A 20,933-nucleotide genomic window follows, 5' to 3' on the forward strand; every position below is an offset into this window, starting at 1 on the left:
CTAGCCCAAGGCTAGGAAGTTTTTCAGAAGTTGAAGGCCTGCGTGCTGGGACTTCTCAGGGTGGAACTGGGTCGCGATCAGTTTGCCGCGGGCCACTGCTCCATCAAAAATCTGGGAGCCGTATTCTGTTGTACAGGCGATCCATTCCTTTTCTTCTGCCTTGGGAAAGTAGGAATGCACGTAATAAAAGTAGGGAAGCTGATCGAGGCCGTTCCACATCGGGTGATCCGGATGAGTGGGTTTGACAGCGTTCCAGCCCATGTGAGGAATCTTAAGTCCAGGCTCCTGCTCAAAGCGTACGTTCTGGCCTTTAAAGATACCTAATCCAGGGGTCTCTGGAGATTCATCACTACCTTCAAAGAGGAGCTGATAGCCCACACAGATGCCAAGAAAGGGCTTGTCCGCAGTGATCCAGTCCTTGATAGATCCGGTCATACCTGAGGCTTCAAGCTTGCGCGCGCAGTCACCAAACTCTCCTTGTCCGGGAAGCACCAGATGGGTGATATCTGTTAGTTCCTCTGGACTGGTGATGAGAACGGCGTCTGCCTCAAGCGCATGAAAGGCATTGAGTACGCTCTGGAGATTGCCTGCTCCGTAATCGATGATACCGATTTTCATGTCAGCTCTGGGAGGCTAGAGAACTTCTTTGGTGGACGGGATGCCTGTCACGCGAGGGTCGTTTTCAGCCGCGTCACGCAGTGAGCGAGCCAATCCTTTGAACAGAGACTCAGCGATATGGTGTCCATCACGGCCATAGAGAACCTCGGCGTGAATATTGGCACGCAGGTTACAGGACACTGCACGGAAGAATTCCTCTACTAGAGAGAAGGGGAAGTTTTGTGCGTCTGGTGTGTTCTCAGGGAAACGAAATTCCAGATGTGGGCGGTTGGAGAGATCGATCACGACTCGGCTCAGGGTTTCGTCCATTGGCAAGTAGGCATGGCCATAACGGCGGATACCTTTTTTGTCTCCAAGGGCAGCCTTGATGCACTCACCAAGTACGATGCCTGTGTCTTCTACCGTGTGGTGGAAATCCACCTCGACGTCTCCATCCACATAAACATCCAAATCAATCAGACTGTGGCGAGAGAAGAGAGTAAGCATGTGATCGAAGAAAGGAATACCAGTTTCGATCTTAGATTCTCCTGTGCCATCTAGATTAAGGCTGAGCTTAATCTTGGTCTCTGCTGTGTCTCGCTGTTGGGATGCTTTGCGCATGATGTGTTGTTTTTACCAGCCGGTTGATTCCGGCTGGTGGTTAGTGGTGAGCGAGAAAGGAGAGACTATTTCTTGTCTTTGCCTTTCCCTTCTTTTTTGCCGCCCTTTTCAGCAGCCTTGGCTGCTTCCTCGGCGGCTTTGCGTGCTTCCTCCTCGGCTTTACGAGCCTCTTCTTCAGCTTCACGCCTTTTCTCCTCTTCGAGCTGCCTCATGGTTTCTTCGGCAGATTTGAGCTTCTCGACGAGGATGAGCTGGTAATCCTTCGGAGGACGAGCTCTTTTAAAGTCCTTAAAGCTGTCCTTGGCAAGCTCGAGTTCGTTCTTATCCAAGTGAGTCATGACAGCATGGAATGCGGCACCTGCGTCCTTTGTCTCTTCACTGCGAAGTTCGGAAATGCGGCCGATCTCCCGGACGAGGACTCTACGCGCGGATTCCATTTCTTTCTTGTGATAGCGGTTCACAGGAATCCAGCGTGTCTCGCTGGCCTTGGCCTCGGCCATGGCTTTTTGGTACTTGTCCTCCTCTGCGGCAAACATGCGCTCAGTACGAAGTCGATCACTATGATCCATGCGCTCGAGAGCGATGTCGCGCTGTTTGACTGCATCGTCAGCATTACTGATCATTTGCTCGAGCTGAGCCTTGTAGGCTGGAAGCATGGAGGCGGCGAGGTCTAGTGCTTTCTCGAAAGCTTTGGTGTGCCTGTATTGCTTTTCCAGGGTCTCGAACTCTCTCATCGCTGAGCTGAAAGCTCGGGACTTGGCGAGGCGGTTCATTTGCTCGTACTTGATGCTGGCATCAATGTTATAGAGATCCATCTGCCTCTCAGCGGGGCTGATGATTTTACCATTCATTTTGATGCCGCCTTCAGCGATGGCTTTCATTTCAGTCTCCAGCTCCGCTTTAATTTCTTGGGCTTTTGGCAGAAGCTTTGACTTAGGGTATTTCTCGATGAAAGGGTTGACGATGTTATCTAGCACTCGCTGATAATCGTCTGCTTCGACCAGATCTGGGGTCGGGGTCAGCTTCTTAAGCTCTTCAAAATCTTGGATAGAAGGGTCGGACTGGATGATATCACTGATATCGCTTTTCTTGACGGTCCTTTCGTCTCTGATGCCCTTGACGACTTCGACACTGAGTACGTATGAGTCACTTTTCTCAGAAATGATATCTGCTTCAAGTTTGGTGCCGTCTTTAAGGACGAACACATCAGCATGCATCGAGCTGATCAGAGAGGTGCTGGCAAGGACAGCAAGTGTGGTGATGGATTTTTTCATGCTAGGTTTTACTTTGTTGATGAAAGTAAGGGTTTATCATCAAAGAGCAACATTCCTAAGCAGGTGTGTAAAGCTAATACTGGCCAGCAGTTCAAGCTGCTGGCCAGTAATTAGTTAGGGGTGAATTTTGGTGGAGGCTATATTAGTTTTTTGGGGCGATTTTCACCCTCATGACTCTGTCTTTAGTCAGGAATTTCTTGGCCAAAGAGTTAATCTCCTCCAGCTTAATGTTTTGGTAATCATTGTCACGGCTGCGGGCCCACTCCAGTTTGTCAGGGTACTGCTGTGACTGATCCATCACGGAGCCCAGCCAATAGGAATTCTGGCGAAGTGTCTTGGCGAGCATGGAAAGGCGTGGCTTCAAGGCTCTTTCCAGTTCGTCCTGTGTGGCTCCCTTCTCAGCAAATTCAGCCCCGAGCTCAACAATCACGTCAGTGACTTTCTTGCTGTTGACTGGCTTGCCTGGGCTGTAGGCGAGCACGATACCCACATTCTTGAATGTGGTGGAAAGATCTGCCTGAGCACTCGGGCTGTAGGCTTCGCCTAGTTTTTCGCGAAGAGTTACACGTAGTCTATCAGACAAAATTTCCGAGAGGATGCCAGCGCGGCGAACTTTTTTGATGTCGCGGTCAGTGGCATCGTCAGCTTTCCAGAGAACGATGGAAACACCTGTGTCCAGTGTGCTGTCAAAGTTAAACTCTTTCTCCGCAGGTGTTTCTGGAGGGGTGATCACGTTTGCATCAGCAGTAAGTTCCTTGCCGCCCTTGCGCTCAGGAAGAGCTCCCAGGGTAGAGCAGAGGGCTTTCTCTAGAGTGGTCACATCAAAGTCCCCGACGATCGAAATTTCGAGAGGAGAGTTGTTGAGTTCTGGGGTAATCCAGTTTTTCACGTCCTCAGTGGTTAGGGCTTTGGCTTGTTCCATCTCAGGGAAGACGAAACGGCCGTCTTCACCGTGGAGCCAGCTGTTCATCTTGGCCATAGGGCCTGCCTGAGTGTGCTGGAGCTGGGCATAGATCTGTGGAAGTACCGCTTTGAACTGACGTTCAGCTTCCGGGCGGAACCCTGGATCCGTAAGATAAGCTGCCAAAAGCTGAAGCTGTAGCTCTAGGTCGTCTGGTGTCGTGCTACCGCCCAAGGTGAAGGAGTCATCGTCGATACCGAATCCTACGCCGCAATCCTTGCCTGCCAGGAGAGTCTTCAGATCTTCCGAGCTGTGCTTGCCGAGCCCGCCTGCGGTGAAGATAGAGCCAGCGAGAGTGTCCAGACCTGGTTTATCTTTTGGCATACCGAGCTTACCATTACCAAAGCGAGCGATCATGCTGATGCTGTGTTTGTCAAAGTCGGTCTTCTTGTAGTTGACCTTCACTCCATTGGAGAGAGTGAGTTGGTAAAGATCCAAGTCTTCAACATGCTTGGATTCTTTGATGGTGCCAGCCTTGCCAAAACTACTGTAGGCGAATTCGCCCAGCTCTTTTTCCTCAGGGGCATCCACTTTGTTTTCCTTGGCTTTAGCGTAGGTTTCCTTGAGAAGGTTTTCGGCGTTCTCGGGCGCGGACTTGCCGGAAAATACCAGAGTGACGTCATCGGTGCTCCAGAAGTCTTTGAATGCCTTGTGAACGGATTCCTTGGTCACCCCCTTGAGGTTTTCCTTGAGGATATCAAGGTCTGTTTCAGGGGTGGAGTAGACATAATCACCGTGAACGTGCTGTGCCAGGGAAGATGCGATGGCTGGTGATTTGCGGGTAGGGGCTGTCTCAACCTGTCGCTCGTAGGAATTGATCAAGTTTGCGACCACTTCGTCGATTTCTGACTGGGTGAAGCCGAACTCGTTGGCCTTGCGGAATTCGTTCTCCAGAACTGGCAAAGCTTTCTGCCAGTCGTCATTGGCGGCCGTTACCTCAATGGAGCCAAGCTCAAGTTCTCTGAAGAGCACGCTGCGGGAAGCTGAGCCAGAGACGATAGGTGAGTTCTCTTCCTTGGCAATCTTGCTGAAGCGGCGAGAGATGATGGAGTTAGCCACTGAGAGGGGCAGGTTGCCGGCTCTTTTCTCCTTGGTATCCACCTTGTAGTCATGCTTGGAGATACGGAGAAGGGAGACATCCGTACTGGTCAGTTCCTTGTCTGTAAATACTGCGGTCTGAAACCCTTTCTTTGTGGAAAGGTCGCCCAGTGATGGCTTAGGTCCTGGTTTCTCTGGGTTCTTGATGCCGCCAAAGATGTCTGTGATGCGCTGCTCTGCGGCGGCTACATCGATGTCACCCACGAGGATGAAGGTCATCTTTTCAGGGGTGTAGAAGCGTGTGTAGAAATCCACAAAGCGTTCACGAGGCGCATTGGCAATTACCTCATCGGTGCCGATAGGAAAACGTTTGGCTAACAGAGATTTCGGGAGAAGCTCACTGAATTGCTTCTCCATCATGCGCAGGCCGATTGAGTCACGAGACGTTTTTTCTGAAGCGATCACGCCGCGCTCTTCATCGATTTCCTGATTGGTCAGGAGGGCGCCGTCAGCGAAGTCTCCCATCACGCCGTAGGCGAGATCCAAGGTAGATTTCTCGTTGTTAGGAAGATCGAGCATGTAGACAGTCTCGTCAAAGGAGGTGTAGGCATTGGCGTGGGCACCAAAGGCGATTCCCAGGCGCTGCATCTGCGGAATGAGTTTGGTTGCATCTGGGAAGTTCTTGGTGCCGTTGAAGACCATGTGCTCGAGGAAGTGGGCAACTCCACGCTGATCCTCGGCTTCGTTCAAGGAACCTGCATCTACGTGGAGGCGCATGCTGACGCGGCCTGGAGGTAGCTGGTTTCTCTGGATGACATAGCGCATGCCGTTAGGGAGGGTGCCGTAGACGACTTTCTCATCCTGCTTGATGTCCGACATGTCATGAGCCCATTTGCGGGCTTTGCCTTCGGCCCGGCTGTCATCGGTCTTGGCCGATTCGAGGAGCTCAGTATTGGCTTGGCTCGTCTCTTTCTTGGCCAGAACCAGGCCGCCAACGGTGGCGATGCCCAGAGCGGCGATCAAGGGTGTAGATTTATTCATAGAATGCTAAAATTGGTTTTATTGGCGTGAACAGTTACGATGCTAGCGATAATCACCTGCGGTTTTATCTAAAAGAGAGCGAAGAGTGAACATTATTCAGTCCATTCAGCCTGAAATAAAAAAGCACGTGCATGGAAGCACGTGCTTTTGTGGATAAAGTAAATTCGGATAACTGGTACGTTACCAAGTAGTGATCGCGTGGTTTTCGTTCCAGTCAGAGTAGTTCCAGTCTTCGTTGGCACCTGGAGAGGCGGCGATGGCGCTTTCTCCACGGATCGTAAGGTTAGCACCGTTTCTGTCTTTGCTGATTTTCTGATGGATTTCCATTGGGCTCAGCTCTTTGTCATAATCATAGTCGATCAGGACTTCGAATGGGCTGCCAAATGGATCCCAGAGCGCGACAGGTTTGTCGCCGCTGTATTCAAGGCCGTTGGTCTTTTTGTCAGTTTGTCTGACGTTAAAATAGGCAGTGCTCTTGGTGTTTACCTCGTCTTCACCACCGACGAGAACATTGAGCAAGTCGCCGCCAAGGTTGAGGACATACTTGGTGTCGCTATCTGGGGCTGATTCGTTGGCTGGGTAAGGAAGGTAATCGTAATCTTTCTCAAAACTCTCAATCGAGAATACGAGGTCTTTAGCCATCTTTTGACCTTCGGTGACTCTGGCGTTTCTCATAATTGCGTTCACACCAGGAATGGAAATAGCTGCCAATGCGGCAATGATGGCAATAACGACGAGAAGCTCGACAAGTGTGAATCCCTTGCGGCTACGTGGATGGATTGGATTTTTCATGTTTTCTAGAAGACCGTAAGTCGGTGCTCTTACGGTATGATGGTTGTAGGTTTATGTATTTGATGAGCTTTTAATCTTTCTCAGGCAAGGCTGAAAGTGACTTGTCTGATCTTGATTGAGAGCTGCTTGATTGGGATTAGGCAGTATGAATGGCAGGAAATTTCTCAGGCTGCAATCTCACTTTCAGGGAAAATACCCCTGTTGAGGTGACATTGTGCATACAATAAATGTATCACGCTCAATACCTGGTGGCAATGTGAAAACTTCTATTGCCGAGACTCGTTAGACGAGTCAGCATGGGGATATGGAGAAACTGAGGAGTCGTATTATCAAGCTGATGCAATCCAAGAACTATCAGCCGATGAATAAGTCAGAATTGGCAAGAAAGTTACAGATTCCCAGTGATGAACGCTCGAAGATGCGCAGTGTGCTACGTAAGCTGGAGAGCGAGGGGGAGATTAGCATGGGTAAGAAAGCCCGTTTTGAGCTGCGTAAAAACAGGAAATCTCATTTAGTGGGTACACTGAAGTTTCATCCTAAAGGATTTGCCTGGGTCTACTTGGATAAGCGCAATCAAGGCAACATCGATAGTGGTTTTGAGATGGATAAGAACGATCGGGTCAAAGTCTCTCCGCGACATACGGGAGTGGCGATGGATGATGATCGTGTGGAGGTCAAAGTGGAGCGTACAGGCCCGCCGGAGTGGGTGCAGCATGTTAACCGACGTCGCGGAGGGAAGCATGTGAAGGGTAAAAAAGGCAAGGGAGCCCCGAAGCCTAAGGTCTCGGAGGACGAGTACCGCGATGAAGCCAGTGGTCGAGTGGTGAAAATCTTGGAGCGGCGGAATCCGATCTTCATCGGCACTTATCTGGAGAAACGTAAGTTCAAGTTTGTGCAACCGGAGAGCGAGAATCTTCCTGGTACCGTTGAGTTAAGTGAACCTACCGCTGCCAAAAGTGGTCAAGTAGTCGCCGTGGAGATGCTGGACTGGTCTAACCGTGATGCCATGCCTGTGGGGCGGGTGACCAAAGTGCTTGGTTGGCCCGATGATCCCGGTGTCGACATCATTTCCGTCATTCACAAACACGGACTTCAGACTGATTTCCCGGATGCTGTCCAGAAAGAGGCGGCATCGGTCCCTGAAGTGTTGCCCGAGGATGAAATTGCTCGCCGTGAGGATTGGAGAAAGGAGCTGATCGTGACTATCGACCCAGGTGACGCGAAGGATCATGATGATGCCGTGGTTGTCAGGCCTTTGAAGGATGGCTGGGAGCTGGCCGTGCACATTGCTGATGTGTCTCACTATGTGAAGCCGGGGTCGGCATTGGACCTGGAAGCGGAGAAGCGCGGGAATAGCACCTATCTCGTGGACCGGGTGATTCCCATGCTGCCGGAGAAACTCTCCAATAATATGTGCAGTTTGCGCCCGGAAGTGGATCGATTGACGAAATGTGCCGTGATGCGCTTTGATCAATCTGGCAAGCGTATCAAAGCGCGCTTTTGTGATGCGGTCATTCACAGTAAGGCCAAGCTCTCCTACGAAGAGGCCCAGGAGATGATGCAGGGGCGAGAGGATGGCGGCAAAATAGGCGCTAGCCTCCGCGAGGCTTGGAAGCTAGCGGCGGTCCTGCGTAAACGCCGCTTTGATCATGGCTCACTGGATCTCGACATGCCAGAGGTTAGGGTGGTGCTCGATGAGACCACCAAGAAGCCCGTTGGTATCCGAAAAGTGGATTATGACGAGAGTCACCAGATGATTGAAGAGTTCATGCTGGCAGCGAACGAGGCGGTGGCCGTGGAGCTGAAGATGCAGCGTAGGAATGCTATTTTCCGGGTGCATGAAGATCCGGATGCTGACAGGCTTTATGAGTTTGCTGAACTGGCGCGTATTCATGGTTTCCGGGCCGGGGATTTAACCAATAAGAAGCATGTCCAGGAATTGCTGAAAGCAGCCAAAGGTAGTCCTTTGGAGCAGTCGATCAAATTGGGTTTGCTAAAAAGCCTGAAGAGGGCGGCATACGGTACAGAGAGTCTGGGGCATTATGGTTTGGCTAAAATGGACTATTGTCACTTCACCAGTCCTATCCGCAGGTATGCTGACTTGATAGTACACCGGGCCTTGCAAGGGGTTCTTGTCAACAGGCCGGAGAAGCCGGATAGGGTGCCGAAAATGGCCATCCTGGAAGACGTGGCTCAGCACATATCGGATACAGAGCGTAAGAGTGCCGAAGCGGAGAATGAATCCAAGAAGATGAAGATGATGGAGTATTTGCTGAATCTCACCCGTGAGAGCAATCCTCCGGTCTTTGAGGGGATCATCACGGATGTGGTACGTATGGGGCTTTTCGTAGAGATTCTCGACATGCAAGTGAAAGGGCTCGTAAAAGTGATGGATTTCCCTCGTGGCGATTGGAGGCTGGAAATGCATGCCATGCGCTACTCAGGAGGTAAGGGGAAGGAATTGGCTATTGGTCAAAAGGTGCCTGTGCAGATCTCCCGGGTGGACATCGAGCAGCAGTTGGTTGACTTCAAAATTGTTGTCTAAGGGGATGTCCTTTGTAGCGTTTATGCTAGGAGAAGTATGAAGCAGATATTGAGACAGATAAGTTTGTTGGCGGCTTTCCTCATGCTCACCGCCTGTGGGAGCAAGGTGCAGCCTACTCAGCTAGCCGATCAGATTCTGGCAAAGTACGTCGACATGGCGGAGGCTTTGAGTTCGGTAAAAGATGCTGAGTCGGCTGGTGAGGCTGCGGTGGAAATCACCAAGATTGGAGATGATCTGCTACAGATAGCTGAACAGGCAGAAGACCTGGATGAAGTGACTGCAGAGCTCAGGCAGAGAAACCGTGCTGAATACATCAAAGTCATGGATAGGCTCTTGTACGCAAAGGATCAACTGGGGCGCCGTGTGGCGGATGATCGGGAGGCCATGCAAATCTTGGTGGCTGCCATGGAGGAGTTTGAAGCCAAGGAATCTAGCATGGAGCCCTTGTTTGCATTGCTAGGCTTGCGTGTCGATTAGGCCAAAAAGACACGGATCTGCAGAAATTGGTATAGCTTGGAAACCATGTCTATCTAGGTGCAAAGTGGGCCACGCTGTGTTAAATATATAGAGCGTGTGCGTGTTTTGTACGATGACAAAAAAAACTAGGTGAAAAGGCATAGTTCCCACTTGGCTAGTTGGGAGCGTTAGGCAATGGTGTCCGCAGCAATGAGCAATCCTTTCAGAGAAGACCTTGTATCCCGTTCCAGAGCGGAGGCATGTTCCGTAGTTATTTTTGGAGCTACTGGCGACCTTACGCACCGCAAGCTCGTGCCTGCGCTTTACAATCTAGCTGTGGACGGAGAATTGCCTCCAGGTGTGAAGATTATTGGTTTCGCGCGCCGTGATAAGAGTGATGCTGTATTCCGTGAGGGACTTGCAGAACTCAATCGTGAAGTTTCCCGCAATGGGCACGATGAAGCGATCTGGGCAGACTTCGAGCAGACCGTGCACTACCATCAGAGTGAATTTACTGATTTGGATGGCTACAAGCGTCTGGCCGAGAGACTGGATGAAATTGATCGTGATCGTGGTGGTAAAGGTAACCGCCTCTTTTACATTGCAAGTGCCCCTGAATTCTTTGACGAGATTCTTGAGAATCTCAAGGCTGCGGGCTTGAACCAAGCCGCTGACGGCTGCTGGGCGCGTGTGATCGTGGAGAAGCCATTTGGTACAGACCTGCCATCAGCCCAACATCTCAATCAGGTGGTAAATCACACCTTTGAGGAGAAAGATACCTACCGTATCGACCACTATCTCGGTAAAGAGACAGCCCAGAACATCATGGTGCTGCGCTTTGCTAATTCCATTTTTGAACCACTCTGGAACAATCAGCACATTGACCAGATCCAGATTACCTGTGCCGAGCACCTTGGTATGGAGGGTGGCCGTGGTGGCTACTATGACAAGGCTGGAGCCCTGCGTGATATGATTCAGAACCACCTCTTGCAGCTTCTCAGCCTAGTGGCCATGGAGCCGCCGACAGACCTGAGTGCCGACGGTGTTCGCGATGAAAAAGTAAAGGTCCTGCGTTCCATGAGACAGTGGGATACGCCTGAACTCGTGAATGAAAATGTGGTTCGCGGCCAATATGCTGCGGGGCATGTGGACGGCAAGTCTGTGGTTGGTTATCGTGAGGAAGATCGCGTGGACCCTGAGTCTATGACCGAGGCCTATGTGGCCCTGCGCGTGATGATTGATACTTGGCGTTGGAGTGGTGTGCCATTCTACGTGAGAATGGGTAAACGTCTTCCGAAGAAGGCCACGGAGATCTCCATACACTTCAAGTCTCCACCGAATGTACTTTTCAATGCCATCCCTGGTGCCGCTACCGGTGGTAACGTGCTGGTGATACGTATTCAGCCAGACGAGGGTATTTCCCTCCGTATGGTATCTAAACTGCCGGGGGCAAGTCTCCGCTTGGAGCCGGTGAAAATGGATTTCCATTATTCAACAAGCTTTGGCAAAGGCAGTCCAGAAGCCTACGAGCGCTTGCTGCTTGATGCGATGGCTGGTGATGCGACCCTCTTTGCTCGTCGTGACGAGGTGGAGGAAGCTTGGAAATTTATCGACCACATCGAGCGTGCCTGGCACGAATCCAGCAATGCGCCCGAAATGGCGGAGTACACAGCTGGTAGCTGGGGGCCGAAGGCGGCAGATGAACTTCTGGAGAAATCAGGTCACACCTGGAGAAGACTCTAACGCGGATAGACGATCACTATGGCAGATACTCTAAATACAGCTGACTTGGGCATGGAGGTATCCATCGGCTCCATTGACAAGGAGTTGAGAAAGCTCTGGGAAGCTGATGATGCGCGTACGAATGCGTCTCTGATTAACTTTGCGGTTTATTCTGAGGATGCGAACGCGCTGGCTGCGAATTCTGATATCGTTCGCGAGATTACTCGCGAGCATGCCTGCAGGGCCATCCTGATCGGGATTGATCGCAAGGCGGCAGATACTTCCATCCGTGCTTGGATCACGGCACATTGCCATCTGGCGCACGGCCGTAAGTCCATCTGCTGTGAGCAGCTGGCTTTTCATTTGACTGGCAAGGCGATCGGTCGTCTGCGAAATACCGTATTTTCACACCTGAATAGTGATCTGCCATTGGTGTTCTGGTGGCAGGGCGAGCTCTCCGAGCGCTTCAATGAGAGGCTCTATAGTCTGATTGACCGCCTCGTAGTCGACAGTTCTCAGTGGGAGGACCCTCAACAGCAGTTTGGCATGATTCAAGCTGCTATGAAGGATAGCCCGCTGGTGGTACAGGATCTATCCTGGACGCGTACCTACCATTTCCGTCTCGCCGTCGCAGCTTTGTATGATGATCCTGTTTTACAGGACACGCTTCTGGCTATCCAGAAGGTCAAAATTACCTGCCACCCTGACAATCAGGCCTCAGGTCTTCAGTTGCTTGCCTGGCTGGCCGTGCAGGCTGGCTGGAAACTTTCCAAGGATTTGGTCAGTGATGGATGTGCGAACAGCTTCCGTTTTGAGAAGTCCAATGGAGAACTGCTTGATGCATGCTTGATGCTGGATGAGCATTCAGCCCAAGTGGGTGAACTGGAGATCTTGTCTCCTGGAGTTCATGTCAAGGTCAGCAAGGAAAAGGGCTCCAGTCTGCTCAGTCAGTATCTGGAGGTGGAAGGGCACCGTGTGGAGGCTCATGCTCCGGCGGATAGCGAAAAGGTGGAGGAACTCGTGGCGGACCAATTGTCCCGTGGCGGCAAAAATTCCCTCTTCCGCAAAGTTCTTCCCCAGTTCCTAGAGTTGCTTGATAGTTAAGCTGGTCTTAAATTATCTCTCTGATTATCAATGGTCTGCGGGCTGTTGTGGTGTCTGGTCAAGAAGTGGGCAGGCTGCAGCCGTGAAAAAAATAGTTTGCAGGTTTGACATCAGGGGGAGGGACAAGGTTAATTGTTAATACCTTTTATGTGGGAAGATTCCATTCCTGCCAATCTACACACCTAACGAAACCCATCGAAGGATGAGCGAAGAAAATAAAGACGAAAAATCTCAACCAGTGAGGAAGACTTCCGCAGTACCTCTTCGTAAGGAGACTGTACGAGTGACTTTGAAGTCCAGCCCATCATCTGCAACTGGTCCACAGCCTACAACTCCGGCTGCTCCATCAGATGCTGCGCCAACTCCTCCGAAGCCGCCGGCACCATCCGCGCCGAAGCCTCCGTCACCGCCAAAGAGCCCAGATCTTCCAGACGTGACATCCGCCGTCCCTCTCAAGCAGGAGACCATGCGTGTGACTCTCAAGGCAGAAGATGCAGCGGAAGCGAAGAAAGATGGTCCAGCAGCTCCTCCGGCTCCAGCGCCAACAATTCCACTCGGTGGTGGAGTAGGTGCACCTAAGCCGCCTGCAGCAGCTCCAACCGTAAAGCTTAATACTGGTTCTGCTCCTACAGGCCCAGCGACTGTGCCTCTTGCAACTCAGCCACTTTCCAAGCCAGGTTCCAGCCAGCCTCTTCCTAAGGCTACTGTCCAGCTTGAGCAGACTCAGCAGCTTTCAGATGACGGACCTAGTGCTACACAAGCACCAACTATCCAGACAGTTGTTGATGAAGAGTCATCAGCAGGTCGTGGTGGGAATGCAGCAGCAGGTTTGGCTGTCGCAGCCTTCCTCGTTTCACTTTTCGTGCTCTTTGCCCAGTTCCAGCAGGCCAAGGTCTGGATGGACTCTAAGTACAACGGTGAATTCGGATCACTGTTCTCTGGCGACGAGTAAAACTAACTGAAAGGATTATAGATTATGTTACTACCAATTATTCTCGTAGTTCTCGCTGGTGGAGTACTTGCCATTGCTATCACATCTGGCAACCAAAGCGTGAAGTAATCGGAGTCACGAAGACCGATTTTTAATCAGAGCCGCCGAGTGTAAAAAAGCACACGGCGGCTCTTGACGTTTTAGAGAGGCGCGGCATATTCCGATCATGGCACTTGAATTGAACGAAGCAAATTTCGAAGCAGAGGTACTCCAGTCAGATAAACCTGTTCTGGTAGATTTTTGGGCAGAGTGGTGTGGTCCATGTAAGATGATCGCTCCAGTGATTGATGAGCTCGCAAACGACGTTGGTGATGCCGCTAAAGTAGGTAAGGTTGAGGTAGATAATGCCCGCGACCTTGCAGCCAAGTACGGTGTTCGCTCTATTCCATTCCTCCTGTTCTTTAAGGATGGGGAAGTGAAGGATCAAATCGTTGGTGCAAACGTCACCAAAGAGTCTCTCAAGGAGAAGCTTCTCTCCCTCTAGTTTGATTGTTCAATAGACTTATTTTATGCCTCAGGGATTCCCTGGGGCATTTTATTTTTAGGAGCCTAAGAGAAGTTCATCTGTAAGATAGATCGTCCAATTAAGGTAATAATAGTCATGAGAAATAGCTGTGCGAAAATGCTCGGTTTGATTCCAATTTTACTGAGTTTATCCATTGGGGGAGTTCACGCGGAAGAAGGCGTGGCTGTCACCCAGAATTCGGCGATAGAGCCCAAGCAGAAACTGGAGAATGATTTCTATGACTGGCACCAGCGGCACAAAGCCGTGCTTGAGCTGGTGAAGAAAAAGCAAAAGGTAGACCTGGTTTTCATAGGGGACTCAGTCACGCATATGTTTGGTGGTGAGCCCAAATCCTCTGTCGCCATTGGTCATAAGGTCTGGAGCCAGTATTACGGCCAACGCAATGCCATTAATCTGGGCTTTGGCTGGGATCGGACCCAGAATGTCCTATGGAGAATTCAGAATGGTGAGCTGGAAGGGATACACCCAAAGGTCGTTGTTCTGATGATTGGTACCAACAACCTCACTGGTACGAAGAATGCGAGGGCAAATACGCCGGAGGAGATTGTCGAGGCGATTCATTTGATCTGTGAAACGATACACGACCAGCTACCTGACAGCAAGGTGCTGCTTTTGAGTGTCCTGCCCAGGAAGAATCCCAAGCATCTGGAGCCTATTCGGGAGATTAATAAGCTGCTGTCTGAATTGCCTGAACGAGATTACCGGACGTTTTTGGACATGAGTTCAGAGTTCGCGGATCAGAACGGACACTTCGGTGACAAACTCAGACGGGATGACGTGCACCCAAACCAGGCAGGCTATGAAGTCTGGGCCAAGACTATGGAGCCTGTCTTGGAGAGGCTCTACAAGGCCGAGTAGAGTGGACTTACCTTCTGCGTCTGAGGAGCAGGGCAATACTACTCAGGCTGAATAAAAGGGATGTCGAGGGTTCAGGAATTAATTCAGGGCCTTCGGCTAGCAGGCTATCTATGCTCACGTCGTCGTCAGTATAGATTTTGACATTGGCCATATCCATCCTGAAGAGGCTATCAGTGTTGCGGTTTGCACCGAGCCGGAAATATTGAAGGCCTCCGGGACTACCCGCTACAGAGCTGGCAAGGTTGGCTGTACCCGCGCCTTGCTCGGTAATGTAGAGTTCAAGGTCTGTAGAGGTTTTACGGACTACGAAATGATACCAGCTGTCCGTATTCAGAGCTGCTGCACTGGTGGATGTAGAGGCACCTGTACCAGCGACACGGATGTCACCACCGCTGCTGTCCAATTGCCATGAGAAGCTTGCGGCTGAAGAAATGTTATTGGAGAAAATTCCTTGGAAGCTGCCTTGGGTCCAGTCATCTGTCTTTATCCAGAGTGATACCGTGAAGGTGGGTGAACCTCCAGGGCCTAGCGTCTCAAGATAGGCCTCATTGGTTCCATCATTTCCAGGGAAAAGTGCGCTGCCGTCAGGGTTTGTCGTGACGGCCCCAGAACCGTCGAAAAACTCACTAAGGGTGTAGTTTCCGTCTACTTCGTTATCGAGCAGATTTCCGTCAGCAAAATCGTAATGAGCAACCAAGGCTGCTTGAGAAGTGCTTATCAGTAGAGCGGGATAGATGTATTTGAGAAAGAAGGGCATAATAAAAAAACTACTCAATAATGTAACATGTTGGTATTTATTCTTCAATAGAGAGTTTTAGCCGCTGGATCCGCATGTGGCGGAGATGATGGTGTTGCATTTCTTCCCGAGAACGGACCGAGTCTCCGAGGTATTTTATCGCATGGGATAACGATTAATCTTGCCTCGCAGGTGGGGTAGCATTACTAGTAGCCCAGCTCTGACAGGGGATTTCAGTGACTAGACCACTTGAATGATCTTGTAAGAGAATCTAAAAATGCCGAGGTGGCGGAACTGGTAGACGCGCCTGACTTAGGATCAGGTATCTTCGGATGTGCAGGTTCGATTCCTGTCCTCGGTACTTTAATAACCCCATTGCTTTTAGTTTGATGAATATTGATGCCCTTAAGCAACAGCTCATGGATCGGTTCGGCTTGGATGAAGCCGCAGCTACTCAGGCCATTGAAATGGTCCTCGGTTTCGTAAAAGAGAAGTTGCCCGAAAACTTGCAAGGAACTGTTGATGCTATATCCAAAGGTGACACGCCTGACTTGGGTGGAGTCGTGGATGGGCTCAAGGGTTTCTTCCAGTAGATTCTGCAAAGATTTGTAAAGTCGCTTTGCTGAGTGGCGTCTATTAAACAGGAAAGCCCGCATCATATAGACTGCGAGCTTCCGGAGTTGATGAGATTTTACCACTTGGGGGGTGGACCGGATTACCGTGGCTGACTATCTAGTAGGGGTTTTCAAGCCAGCCAAAATGTAGGCTATCGTGATCGGGCTAGGTTTGCAAGGATAGAGATTTTGTCAGCTGTTTATGATGAGCTTGTTGTGTTGATCTCGCACAGGTCAATTGCGCGAGGTGCATCAGGGCATCCCTTTTTGCATTCGAGCACCAGAAACTGGCGGCCCATCATAGATGGGTGCGTGAGGGTTTGGAATTGGCGGATGAACTTTTGCTGCTTCTCCCAGGGGAGTTGTTCCAATCCCTGTAGCCAGCAGCTACCGTGACGAGTCAGGTAGCTGGCTTGAGGGGAGAAATCCGTGATGCCCAATCCAGCTTCTCTGAAGGCTAAGGCCAGCTGGGTAAAGTCTACATGAGCTGTGATATCTAGCCTGCCTGGCTCAATTAGGGGATCTTCACCTGCCTGGTGCTTGAAGTATGTCCGCAGTGTTCCTGTAGTACGGTGCTCGTCGTAATAGGCACTTCGGCTGTAACCGTAGTCAATGGTGATCACTAGACCTGTCTCGAGTATGCCAGCTACGGAATGGCAGAATTCCGCCAGACGTGGGCGATATTCCGTGGTGTAGCCCTCGCAGAGCTCTGGAGGAAGCTTTTGGGTGAATTGTTGAAGCTCGGTGTCTAGCTCGGCCGATTCAGTGTATGCGAATCCTTCTTCGTCGTTTGTGACCAGGAGTTCATGCCATTGCGCTTGATATTTTCTCACCAGCCTCACTGGCATGGCGTCTATAAGCTCATTACTGAGTGCAATGCCCGAGAGGGCCTGCTCGGATAGCTCCGCAGGGTCATTGTAGTGACTGAGAAGCTGGGAGAAGCTTTGCAGCTTATCAGCTTGGAGCTTTGCCATGACGGGCAGATGCTCGCAGATGTGATAGCGGACGGAGGCGAATAATTCCGGAAATGAGTCCCTGAGCTCGCTGAGGATGTCCAAGGCGAGCTGGCCGTCGTTCGCTGCCAGCTCCACCAGGTGAAATGAAGAGGGGCTACCACACTCCGTCCAGTAGTTGTAGATACGGTGAGCCAGAATGGTGCCGAATGTTTTGCCGATGCTGACACTGGTGATGAAGTCGCCTTCCTTGCCGATATTCTGTTTGCCTCTGGTGTAGTAGCCAAGAGAATCGTGGTACAGGGCTAGCTCCATGTAGCGTGCGAAAGAAATCGGACCGCGTTCACGTATCTCATTCTGAATGAGAGAATGTAACGCGGGGGTTGCCTCCGTGCCATAATGGGGGTAAGGATAACTGCCAACAGGACCGGCACAGTCTCGGGAATCATTCATACTCATGGGTCGCAAAAAGTTTAACTCACGCAGAAAGGTGCGCAAGAAGGCAATCTTCAAGCGCAAATGGTTTATCTTTCTTGCGTCTTTGTGCTTGGTGGGCTGTTTGGTAGCCTATCTTGGGTATTCCATCGGTACCAAGCCATATCGTGACCGGGCGGAAACTTACGATCTATCCAAGATCAATGAGATTGAGTTGCCCAGCATGATTTATGACCGTAACCAGCGGGAACTGGGGCGTATTTTCGTGGAAAACCGTCATGCGATCGGAATTGAGCAGATTCCCCAAAAAATGATCGATGCTCTGGTTGCTGGTGAGGATTCACGCTTTTTCGAGCACAATGGTGTGGATTACATGGGGATTGGACGTGCGGCCTATTTGAACTTTAAGTCAGGCAGTGAGGATTCCGGTGCAAGTACACTGACTCAGCAGCTGGCTCGTAATGCATTTCACTTAAAGGAGGAGGCTATCGAAAAAGGAGAGAGTGCCTATGAGCGAAAGCTGGTGGAAATATTCCTCTCTTTCCGGATCGAAGAGCGCTACTCGAAGCATGAGATTCTAGAGTTTTATCTCAACAGGGTGGCTTTTGGTAATGGCTACTATGGAGTACGCTCCGCAGCTCTGGGCTATTTTGGAAAGGAGCCGAAAGATCTGGAAACTCAGGAGTGTGCCTCACTCGTTGGCTGTATCAAGAACCCCTCTGTGTTCTCCCCTTCGCGGAGTAAGAAAAATAACAAGAAAGCCAGAGATCACGTCATTAGACGTATGGCGATTGAGGGCATGATTTCTGAAATGGAGAGGGACCGTCTAGTGGCTTTGCCTATCGAGCTCAACCCTCGGCCGATTCAGCGAGGAACTTCCCATCTCTACGACCGCGTGGCGGAGATTGTGAACAAGCATGTGGATCCTGATGAGCTCGCCAAAGGTGGTTTCCGGGTGTTTACATCGATCGATATTGAGGTTCAGGAAGCCTTGGAGAGCAAGCTGCGAGAGCAACTTAGCAAGGCTGAGCAGCACTCAGGATACAAGCATCCGAAATACCGCGATTACCGAATGACCGATACCAGCAAGCCTAAGTATCTCCAAGGGGCTGCTCTCATGATCGACAATACCAATGGTCAGGTAATTGCTTATGTGGGGGGGCGCGATTTTGTTCATTCTCAATACGATTTCATTGAGTCAGGAAGTAAGCCTTTGGGTACCGCTTTCTTCCCTGTGATCTACTCTTCCGCGCTGGAGACTGGTTTCAACCCTGCTTCTCGCCTGTTGGACGAGGCCATGGATAACAGACAGGTGATGATCGATGGAATGGAGGGCATTCTTGGAGAATGGGGCGGCGAAGTTATGGATCCTATCTACGAGGGAGATATCTCACTGCGTAGAGGCTTGGCTGCGAGCAAGATTGCTGCGACTGTTCGCCTTGGCCGTCTAGTTGGCCTGGATAAGGTGAAAGAGATGGCTACACGGATGGGGTTGAAAATGCCGGACGGTGAACTTCTGACACGTGTTCTTCTTGGTTCCGAGTCTGTCTCTCTCTCTCAGTTAGTACGTTCCTATTCAGCGTTTGCCGGAGGAGGTGAAGCTCCCAAGCAAATGGTCTGGGTGACCAGGATTGAGGATGCCAATGGCTCAGTGGTTTATGAAGCTCCCCAGGAAAGTTCGTTCAACAAGGTTCTACATCCTGCCACGGCCTACTTGATGCAGTCTATGCTTCAAGAGGTACTCAAAACTGGCAGTGGTCAGGGAGCACTGGATCAACTTGAGGGTATGCATGTAGCAGGCAAGACAGGTACAACCAGTGACTTCGCTGACAACTGGTTTGTGGGTTTCAATAGCCGGGTTACCTGCGGGGTTTGGGCCGGCTTCTGGGACGGTTCACGTGAGGCAATTTATCCAGCGGCTTTCAGTAGAGATACTGTGATGCCTGTCTGGGAGAGTGCGATGAGCAAATTAAAAGGAGATCTCAGAGGTTCCTCCTTCAGTAAGCCTGAGGACGTCGTCGAAGTTTCCATTTGTAAAGTCTCCGGTCTCAAGGCGACGCGTGATTGTGAAGAGTACGAGCACGATGTGATTACTGGGAAGCAAAAGACGATCAGTACTGCAGTCAATGAGGTGTTCTATGTGCGCAACCAGCCACGTGGTTACTGTGATCAGCATGGTAGTGGCATTTATGATGTGAATCCGGAGGCTTTTTCACTAGATGAGGGGATCAAGCCGGAGGATATCGTCAGTGTGATTCCTATTAAGCCAACCGCACCCACTTTATTGGGGGAGGATCCTTATGGTTCTGAGCAGCCATCATTTGTCCCTCTGGATTTAACCACGGAAACTGAAACCAGAGGGCTTGGAGCAGTGAATCTGGATCAGCTCAATCAGGAGGATTTGGCTGCCGCTATCAAAATAGCGAGACCTGGCCGTGCCGAAATCAAGGATTGATCGGATAGATATCGTGAAATTTTTTATTGGTGGCTTGCCTATTGAAGAGGCTGGTCATTAACTTTGGGGTGTGACAAATGATCAGCAAAATAAAGCAGAGCTTGGAGGCTACATCTGTCCTTCCTGCAGGCTTGTTTTTTCAGCCCACTCCAGCCAGCTAGGAGAGCAGGTGCAGTGCCCTGGCTGTAAGCATTTGTTGATAGTGCCGCTCAAAGGCGAGGAGGAGCAAGTCCTCTACCCGCGCAAGTCGAGATCTCACCCCCATGCCAGCGCAGCTCATTCAGGTGGGGAGGCCCATCAAGGTAGGGCTGACCGCCGTAAACCTGACTGGGATAGAGACGTCACACAGGCGCACAGCGAGCATTCTAGTGAGCACCACAGCCTGCCATGGGTTTGGATTGTTCCTGCTGGAATCATTGGTTTGGGGGCGTTTAGTGCTCTCCTCATGATGATCTTTAATTCCTCTCCTGTAGAGCCACCTGCAGAACGTGATGCTTCAGTAGCTGCTGTTCCGGACTATGCCGGTCAGCAACAAGAGCCTGAGGTCAAGAAGGTATCCGATGTCTACGAGCCGATGGAACATGATGATTTGCTCAAAGACTCAATTACCAAGTTCTTTGCAGCTGAGAGCATCGAGGATTTAAAAGGCGTTGTTAGGAGGACAAAAGGAATTGATGAGCGAATGAAGCTCTACTATTCCACACGCCCATTTAATAAAAAGAAATTTAAGTCTTTAGTGAGCTCGGCAGCTCTGCTGGATGATCCGAGTAAGATTGAATACTCAGTGAGACTCACAGACTATACCACCAAAGACGGTGTTGCTCAGATGGTAGATGGCAAGATCTACATCGACTGGGAAAGTGCCGTGGCATACTCCGAGAAGCCATGGAAGACCATTGCTGCCGAAAAATCTACCACGCCCGTCCTTGTTCGCGCGATCAGTCGCCCCAGTAGCTACTACAATCTTGGTTTTCAGGATGATAAGTGGTCGGCCTTTGAACTGACTTCACCAGTCGAGGATGCCTCCTTCGTAGGCTATGTGCCTAAGAACGGTGTGATGTACCACAGGCTCAACCCCATTGGTGGGAGTGGAACACTATTTGTGGTATTAAAAATCAAGTATCCTGAGGATGCGATAAGTACAGATCAAGTGATCATTGATGAAATCATTGATACCAAATGGGTGATCGAAGAGCTTGAACCCCAGAAATAAT

Annotated in this window: 17 protein-coding genes and 1 tRNA gene; 11 read left to right on the plus strand and 7 right to left on the minus strand. The window is 50.7% G+C overall.

The annotated features are described in order from the left end of the window. The 5 genes from hisH to BUB27_RS14960 form a co-directional block, all read right to left on the minus strand. Entirely contained in the window at positions 1 to 618 is a 618-nt protein-coding gene (gene hisH, locus BUB27_RS14940) for an imidazole glycerol phosphate synthase subunit HisH (protein ID WP_143184664.1), read from the minus strand. A 15-nt stretch (positions 619 to 633) separates the two neighbouring features. Beyond that, positions 634 to 1,218, minus strand: a complete 585-nt coding sequence (gene hisB, locus BUB27_RS14945) for an imidazoleglycerol-phosphate dehydratase HisB (protein WP_143184665.1) — start codon at positions 1,216 to 1,218, stop codon at positions 634 to 636. A 65-nt stretch (positions 1,219 to 1,283) separates the two neighbouring features. Next, entirely contained in the window at positions 1,284 to 2,492 is a 1,209-nt protein-coding gene (locus tag BUB27_RS14950) for a PTPDL family protein (protein ID WP_143184666.1), read from the minus strand. 142 nt (positions 2,493 to 2,634) lie between these two features. Beyond that, a complete protein-coding gene (locus tag BUB27_RS14955; RefSeq protein ID WP_143184667.1) occupies positions 2,635 to 5,532 on the minus strand; it encodes a M16 family metallopeptidase in 2,898 nt (965 codons plus the stop codon). Between the two features lie 180 nt (positions 5,533 to 5,712). Continuing rightward, positions 5,713 to 6,324, minus strand: coding sequence for a prepilin-type N-terminal cleavage/methylation domain-containing protein (locus BUB27_RS14960; RefSeq protein ID WP_143184668.1), 612 nt, complete (start codon positions 6,322 to 6,324; stop codon positions 5,713 to 5,715). 361 nt (positions 6,325 to 6,685) lie between these two features. On the opposite strand from BUB27_RS14960, the gene rnr reads away from it, so the two are divergent. The 7 genes from rnr (at position 6,686) to BUB27_RS14995 (ending at position 14,526) form a co-directional block, all read left to right on the plus strand. After that, positions 6,686 to 8,869: a ribonuclease R gene (gene rnr / locus BUB27_RS14965; RefSeq protein ID WP_159434989.1), complete on the plus strand. Its 2,184-nt coding sequence runs from the start codon at positions 6,686 to 6,688 to the stop codon at positions 8,867 to 8,869. 36 nt (positions 8,870 to 8,905) lie between these two features. Then, entirely contained in the window at positions 8,906 to 9,346 is a 441-nt protein-coding gene (locus BUB27_RS14970) for a hypothetical protein (protein WP_143184670.1), read from the plus strand. Positions 9,347 to 9,535: 189 nt separating this feature from the next. Beyond that, a complete protein-coding gene (gene zwf / locus BUB27_RS14975; protein ID WP_143184671.1) occupies positions 9,536 to 11,068 on the plus strand; it encodes a glucose-6-phosphate dehydrogenase in 1,533 nt (510 codons plus the stop codon). A gap of 18 nt (positions 11,069 to 11,086) precedes the next feature. After that, a complete protein-coding gene (locus BUB27_RS14980) occupies positions 11,087 to 12,151 on the plus strand; it encodes a glucose-6-phosphate dehydrogenase assembly protein OpcA (RefSeq protein ID WP_143184672.1) in 1,065 nt (354 codons plus the stop codon). Positions 12,152 to 12,353: 202 nt separating this feature from the next. Further along, on the plus strand, positions 12,354 to 13,103 hold the full coding sequence (locus BUB27_RS14985) for a hypothetical protein (RefSeq protein WP_143184673.1): 750 nt from the start codon (positions 12,354 to 12,356) through the stop codon (positions 13,101 to 13,103). A 205-nt stretch (positions 13,104 to 13,308) separates the two neighbouring features. After that, on the plus strand, positions 13,309 to 13,626 hold the full coding sequence (gene trxA, locus BUB27_RS14990; RefSeq protein WP_143184674.1) for a thioredoxin: 318 nt from the start codon (positions 13,309 to 13,311) through the stop codon (positions 13,624 to 13,626). A 117-nt stretch (positions 13,627 to 13,743) separates the two neighbouring features. Beyond that, positions 13,744 to 14,526, plus strand: a complete 783-nt coding sequence (locus tag BUB27_RS14995; protein WP_143184675.1) for a GDSL-type esterase/lipase family protein — start codon at positions 13,744 to 13,746, stop codon at positions 14,524 to 14,526. Between the two features lie 7 nt (positions 14,527 to 14,533). Here BUB27_RS14995 and BUB27_RS15000 read toward each other — a convergent pair whose 3' ends face one another. Next, the gene (locus BUB27_RS15000) at positions 14,534 to 15,283 is read right to left on the minus strand and encodes a LamG-like jellyroll fold domain-containing protein (RefSeq protein ID WP_143184892.1); all 750 of its coding nucleotides are present in this window, start codon (positions 15,281 to 15,283) and stop codon (positions 14,534 to 14,536) included. A gap of 258 nt (positions 15,284 to 15,541) precedes the next feature. Between BUB27_RS15000 and BUB27_RS15005 the strand changes: the two genes are divergently transcribed. Next, positions 15,542 to 15,623: transfer RNA gene (locus tag BUB27_RS15005), tRNA-Leu, on the plus strand. 28 nt (positions 15,624 to 15,651) lie between these two features. After that, a complete protein-coding gene (locus BUB27_RS18960) occupies positions 15,652 to 15,855 on the plus strand; it encodes a DUF2267 domain-containing protein (RefSeq protein ID WP_159434990.1) in 204 nt (67 codons plus the stop codon). 221 nt (positions 15,856 to 16,076) lie between these two features. Here BUB27_RS18960 and BUB27_RS15010 read toward each other — a convergent pair whose 3' ends face one another. After that, complete coding sequence (locus tag BUB27_RS15010) at positions 16,077 to 17,144, minus strand: class I SAM-dependent methyltransferase (RefSeq protein WP_159434991.1); 1,068 nt, start codon at positions 17,142 to 17,144, stop codon at positions 16,077 to 16,079. Between the two features lie 142 nt (positions 17,145 to 17,286). Between BUB27_RS15010 and BUB27_RS15015 the strand changes: the two genes are divergently transcribed. Beyond that, positions 17,287 to 19,719: a transglycosylase domain-containing protein gene (locus tag BUB27_RS15015; protein WP_143184677.1), complete on the plus strand. Its 2,433-nt coding sequence runs from the start codon at positions 17,287 to 17,289 to the stop codon at positions 19,717 to 19,719. 70 nt (positions 19,720 to 19,789) lie between these two features. Beyond that, positions 19,790 to 20,932, plus strand: coding sequence for a hypothetical protein (locus BUB27_RS15020; protein ID WP_159434992.1), 1,143 nt, complete (start codon positions 19,790 to 19,792; stop codon positions 20,930 to 20,932). The last annotated feature ends 1 nt before the right edge of the window (position 20,933 follow it).

The sequence above is a fragment of the Rubritalea squalenifaciens DSM 18772 genome (genome assembly GCF_900141815.1).
Classification (GTDB): domain Bacteria; phylum Verrucomicrobiota; class Verrucomicrobiia; order Verrucomicrobiales; family Akkermansiaceae; genus Rubritalea; species Rubritalea squalenifaciens.

Excerpts from the sequence above, each read along its gene's own strand:
- hisH (WP_143184664.1), bottom strand. The coding sequence starts at position 618 with ATGAAAATCGGTATCATCGATTACGGAGCAGGCAATCTCCAGAGCGTA.
- hisB (WP_143184665.1), bottom strand. The coding sequence starts at position 1,218 with ATGCGCAAAGCATCCCAACAGCGAGACACAGCAGAGACCAAGATTAAG.
- BUB27_RS14950 (WP_143184666.1), bottom strand. The coding sequence starts at position 2,492 with ATGAAAAAATCCATCACCACACTTGCTGTCCTTGCCAGCACCTCTCTG.
- BUB27_RS14955 (WP_143184667.1), bottom strand. The coding sequence starts at position 5,532 with ATGAATAAATCTACACCCTTGATCGCCGCTCTGGGCATCGCCACCGTT.
- BUB27_RS14960 (WP_143184668.1), bottom strand. The coding sequence starts at position 6,324 with ATGAAAAATCCAATCCATCCACGTAGCCGCAAGGGATTCACACTTGTC.
- rnr (WP_159434989.1), top strand. The coding sequence starts at position 6,686 with ATGAATAAGTCAGAATTGGCAAGAAAGTTACAGATTCCCAGTGATGAA.
- BUB27_RS14970 (WP_143184670.1), top strand. The coding sequence starts at position 8,906 with ATGAAGCAGATATTGAGACAGATAAGTTTGTTGGCGGCTTTCCTCATG.
- zwf (WP_143184671.1), top strand. The coding sequence starts at position 9,536 with ATGAGCAATCCTTTCAGAGAAGACCTTGTATCCCGTTCCAGAGCGGAG.
- BUB27_RS14980 (WP_143184672.1), top strand. The coding sequence starts at position 11,087 with ATGGCAGATACTCTAAATACAGCTGACTTGGGCATGGAGGTATCCATC.
- BUB27_RS14985 (WP_143184673.1), top strand. The coding sequence starts at position 12,354 with ATGAGCGAAGAAAATAAAGACGAAAAATCTCAACCAGTGAGGAAGACT.
- trxA (WP_143184674.1), top strand. The coding sequence starts at position 13,309 with ATGGCACTTGAATTGAACGAAGCAAATTTCGAAGCAGAGGTACTCCAG.
- BUB27_RS14995 (WP_143184675.1), top strand. The coding sequence starts at position 13,744 with ATGAGAAATAGCTGTGCGAAAATGCTCGGTTTGATTCCAATTTTACTG.
- BUB27_RS15000 (WP_143184892.1), bottom strand. The coding sequence starts at position 15,283 with ATGCCCTTCTTTCTCAAATACATCTATCCCGCTCTACTGATAAGCACT.
- BUB27_RS18960 (WP_159434990.1), top strand. The coding sequence starts at position 15,652 with ATGAATATTGATGCCCTTAAGCAACAGCTCATGGATCGGTTCGGCTTG.
- BUB27_RS15010 (WP_159434991.1), bottom strand. The coding sequence starts at position 17,144 with ATGGAGCTAGCCCTGTACCACGATTCTCTTGGCTACTACACCAGAGGC.
- BUB27_RS15015 (WP_143184677.1), top strand. The coding sequence starts at position 17,287 with ATGGGTCGCAAAAAGTTTAACTCACGCAGAAAGGTGCGCAAGAAGGCA.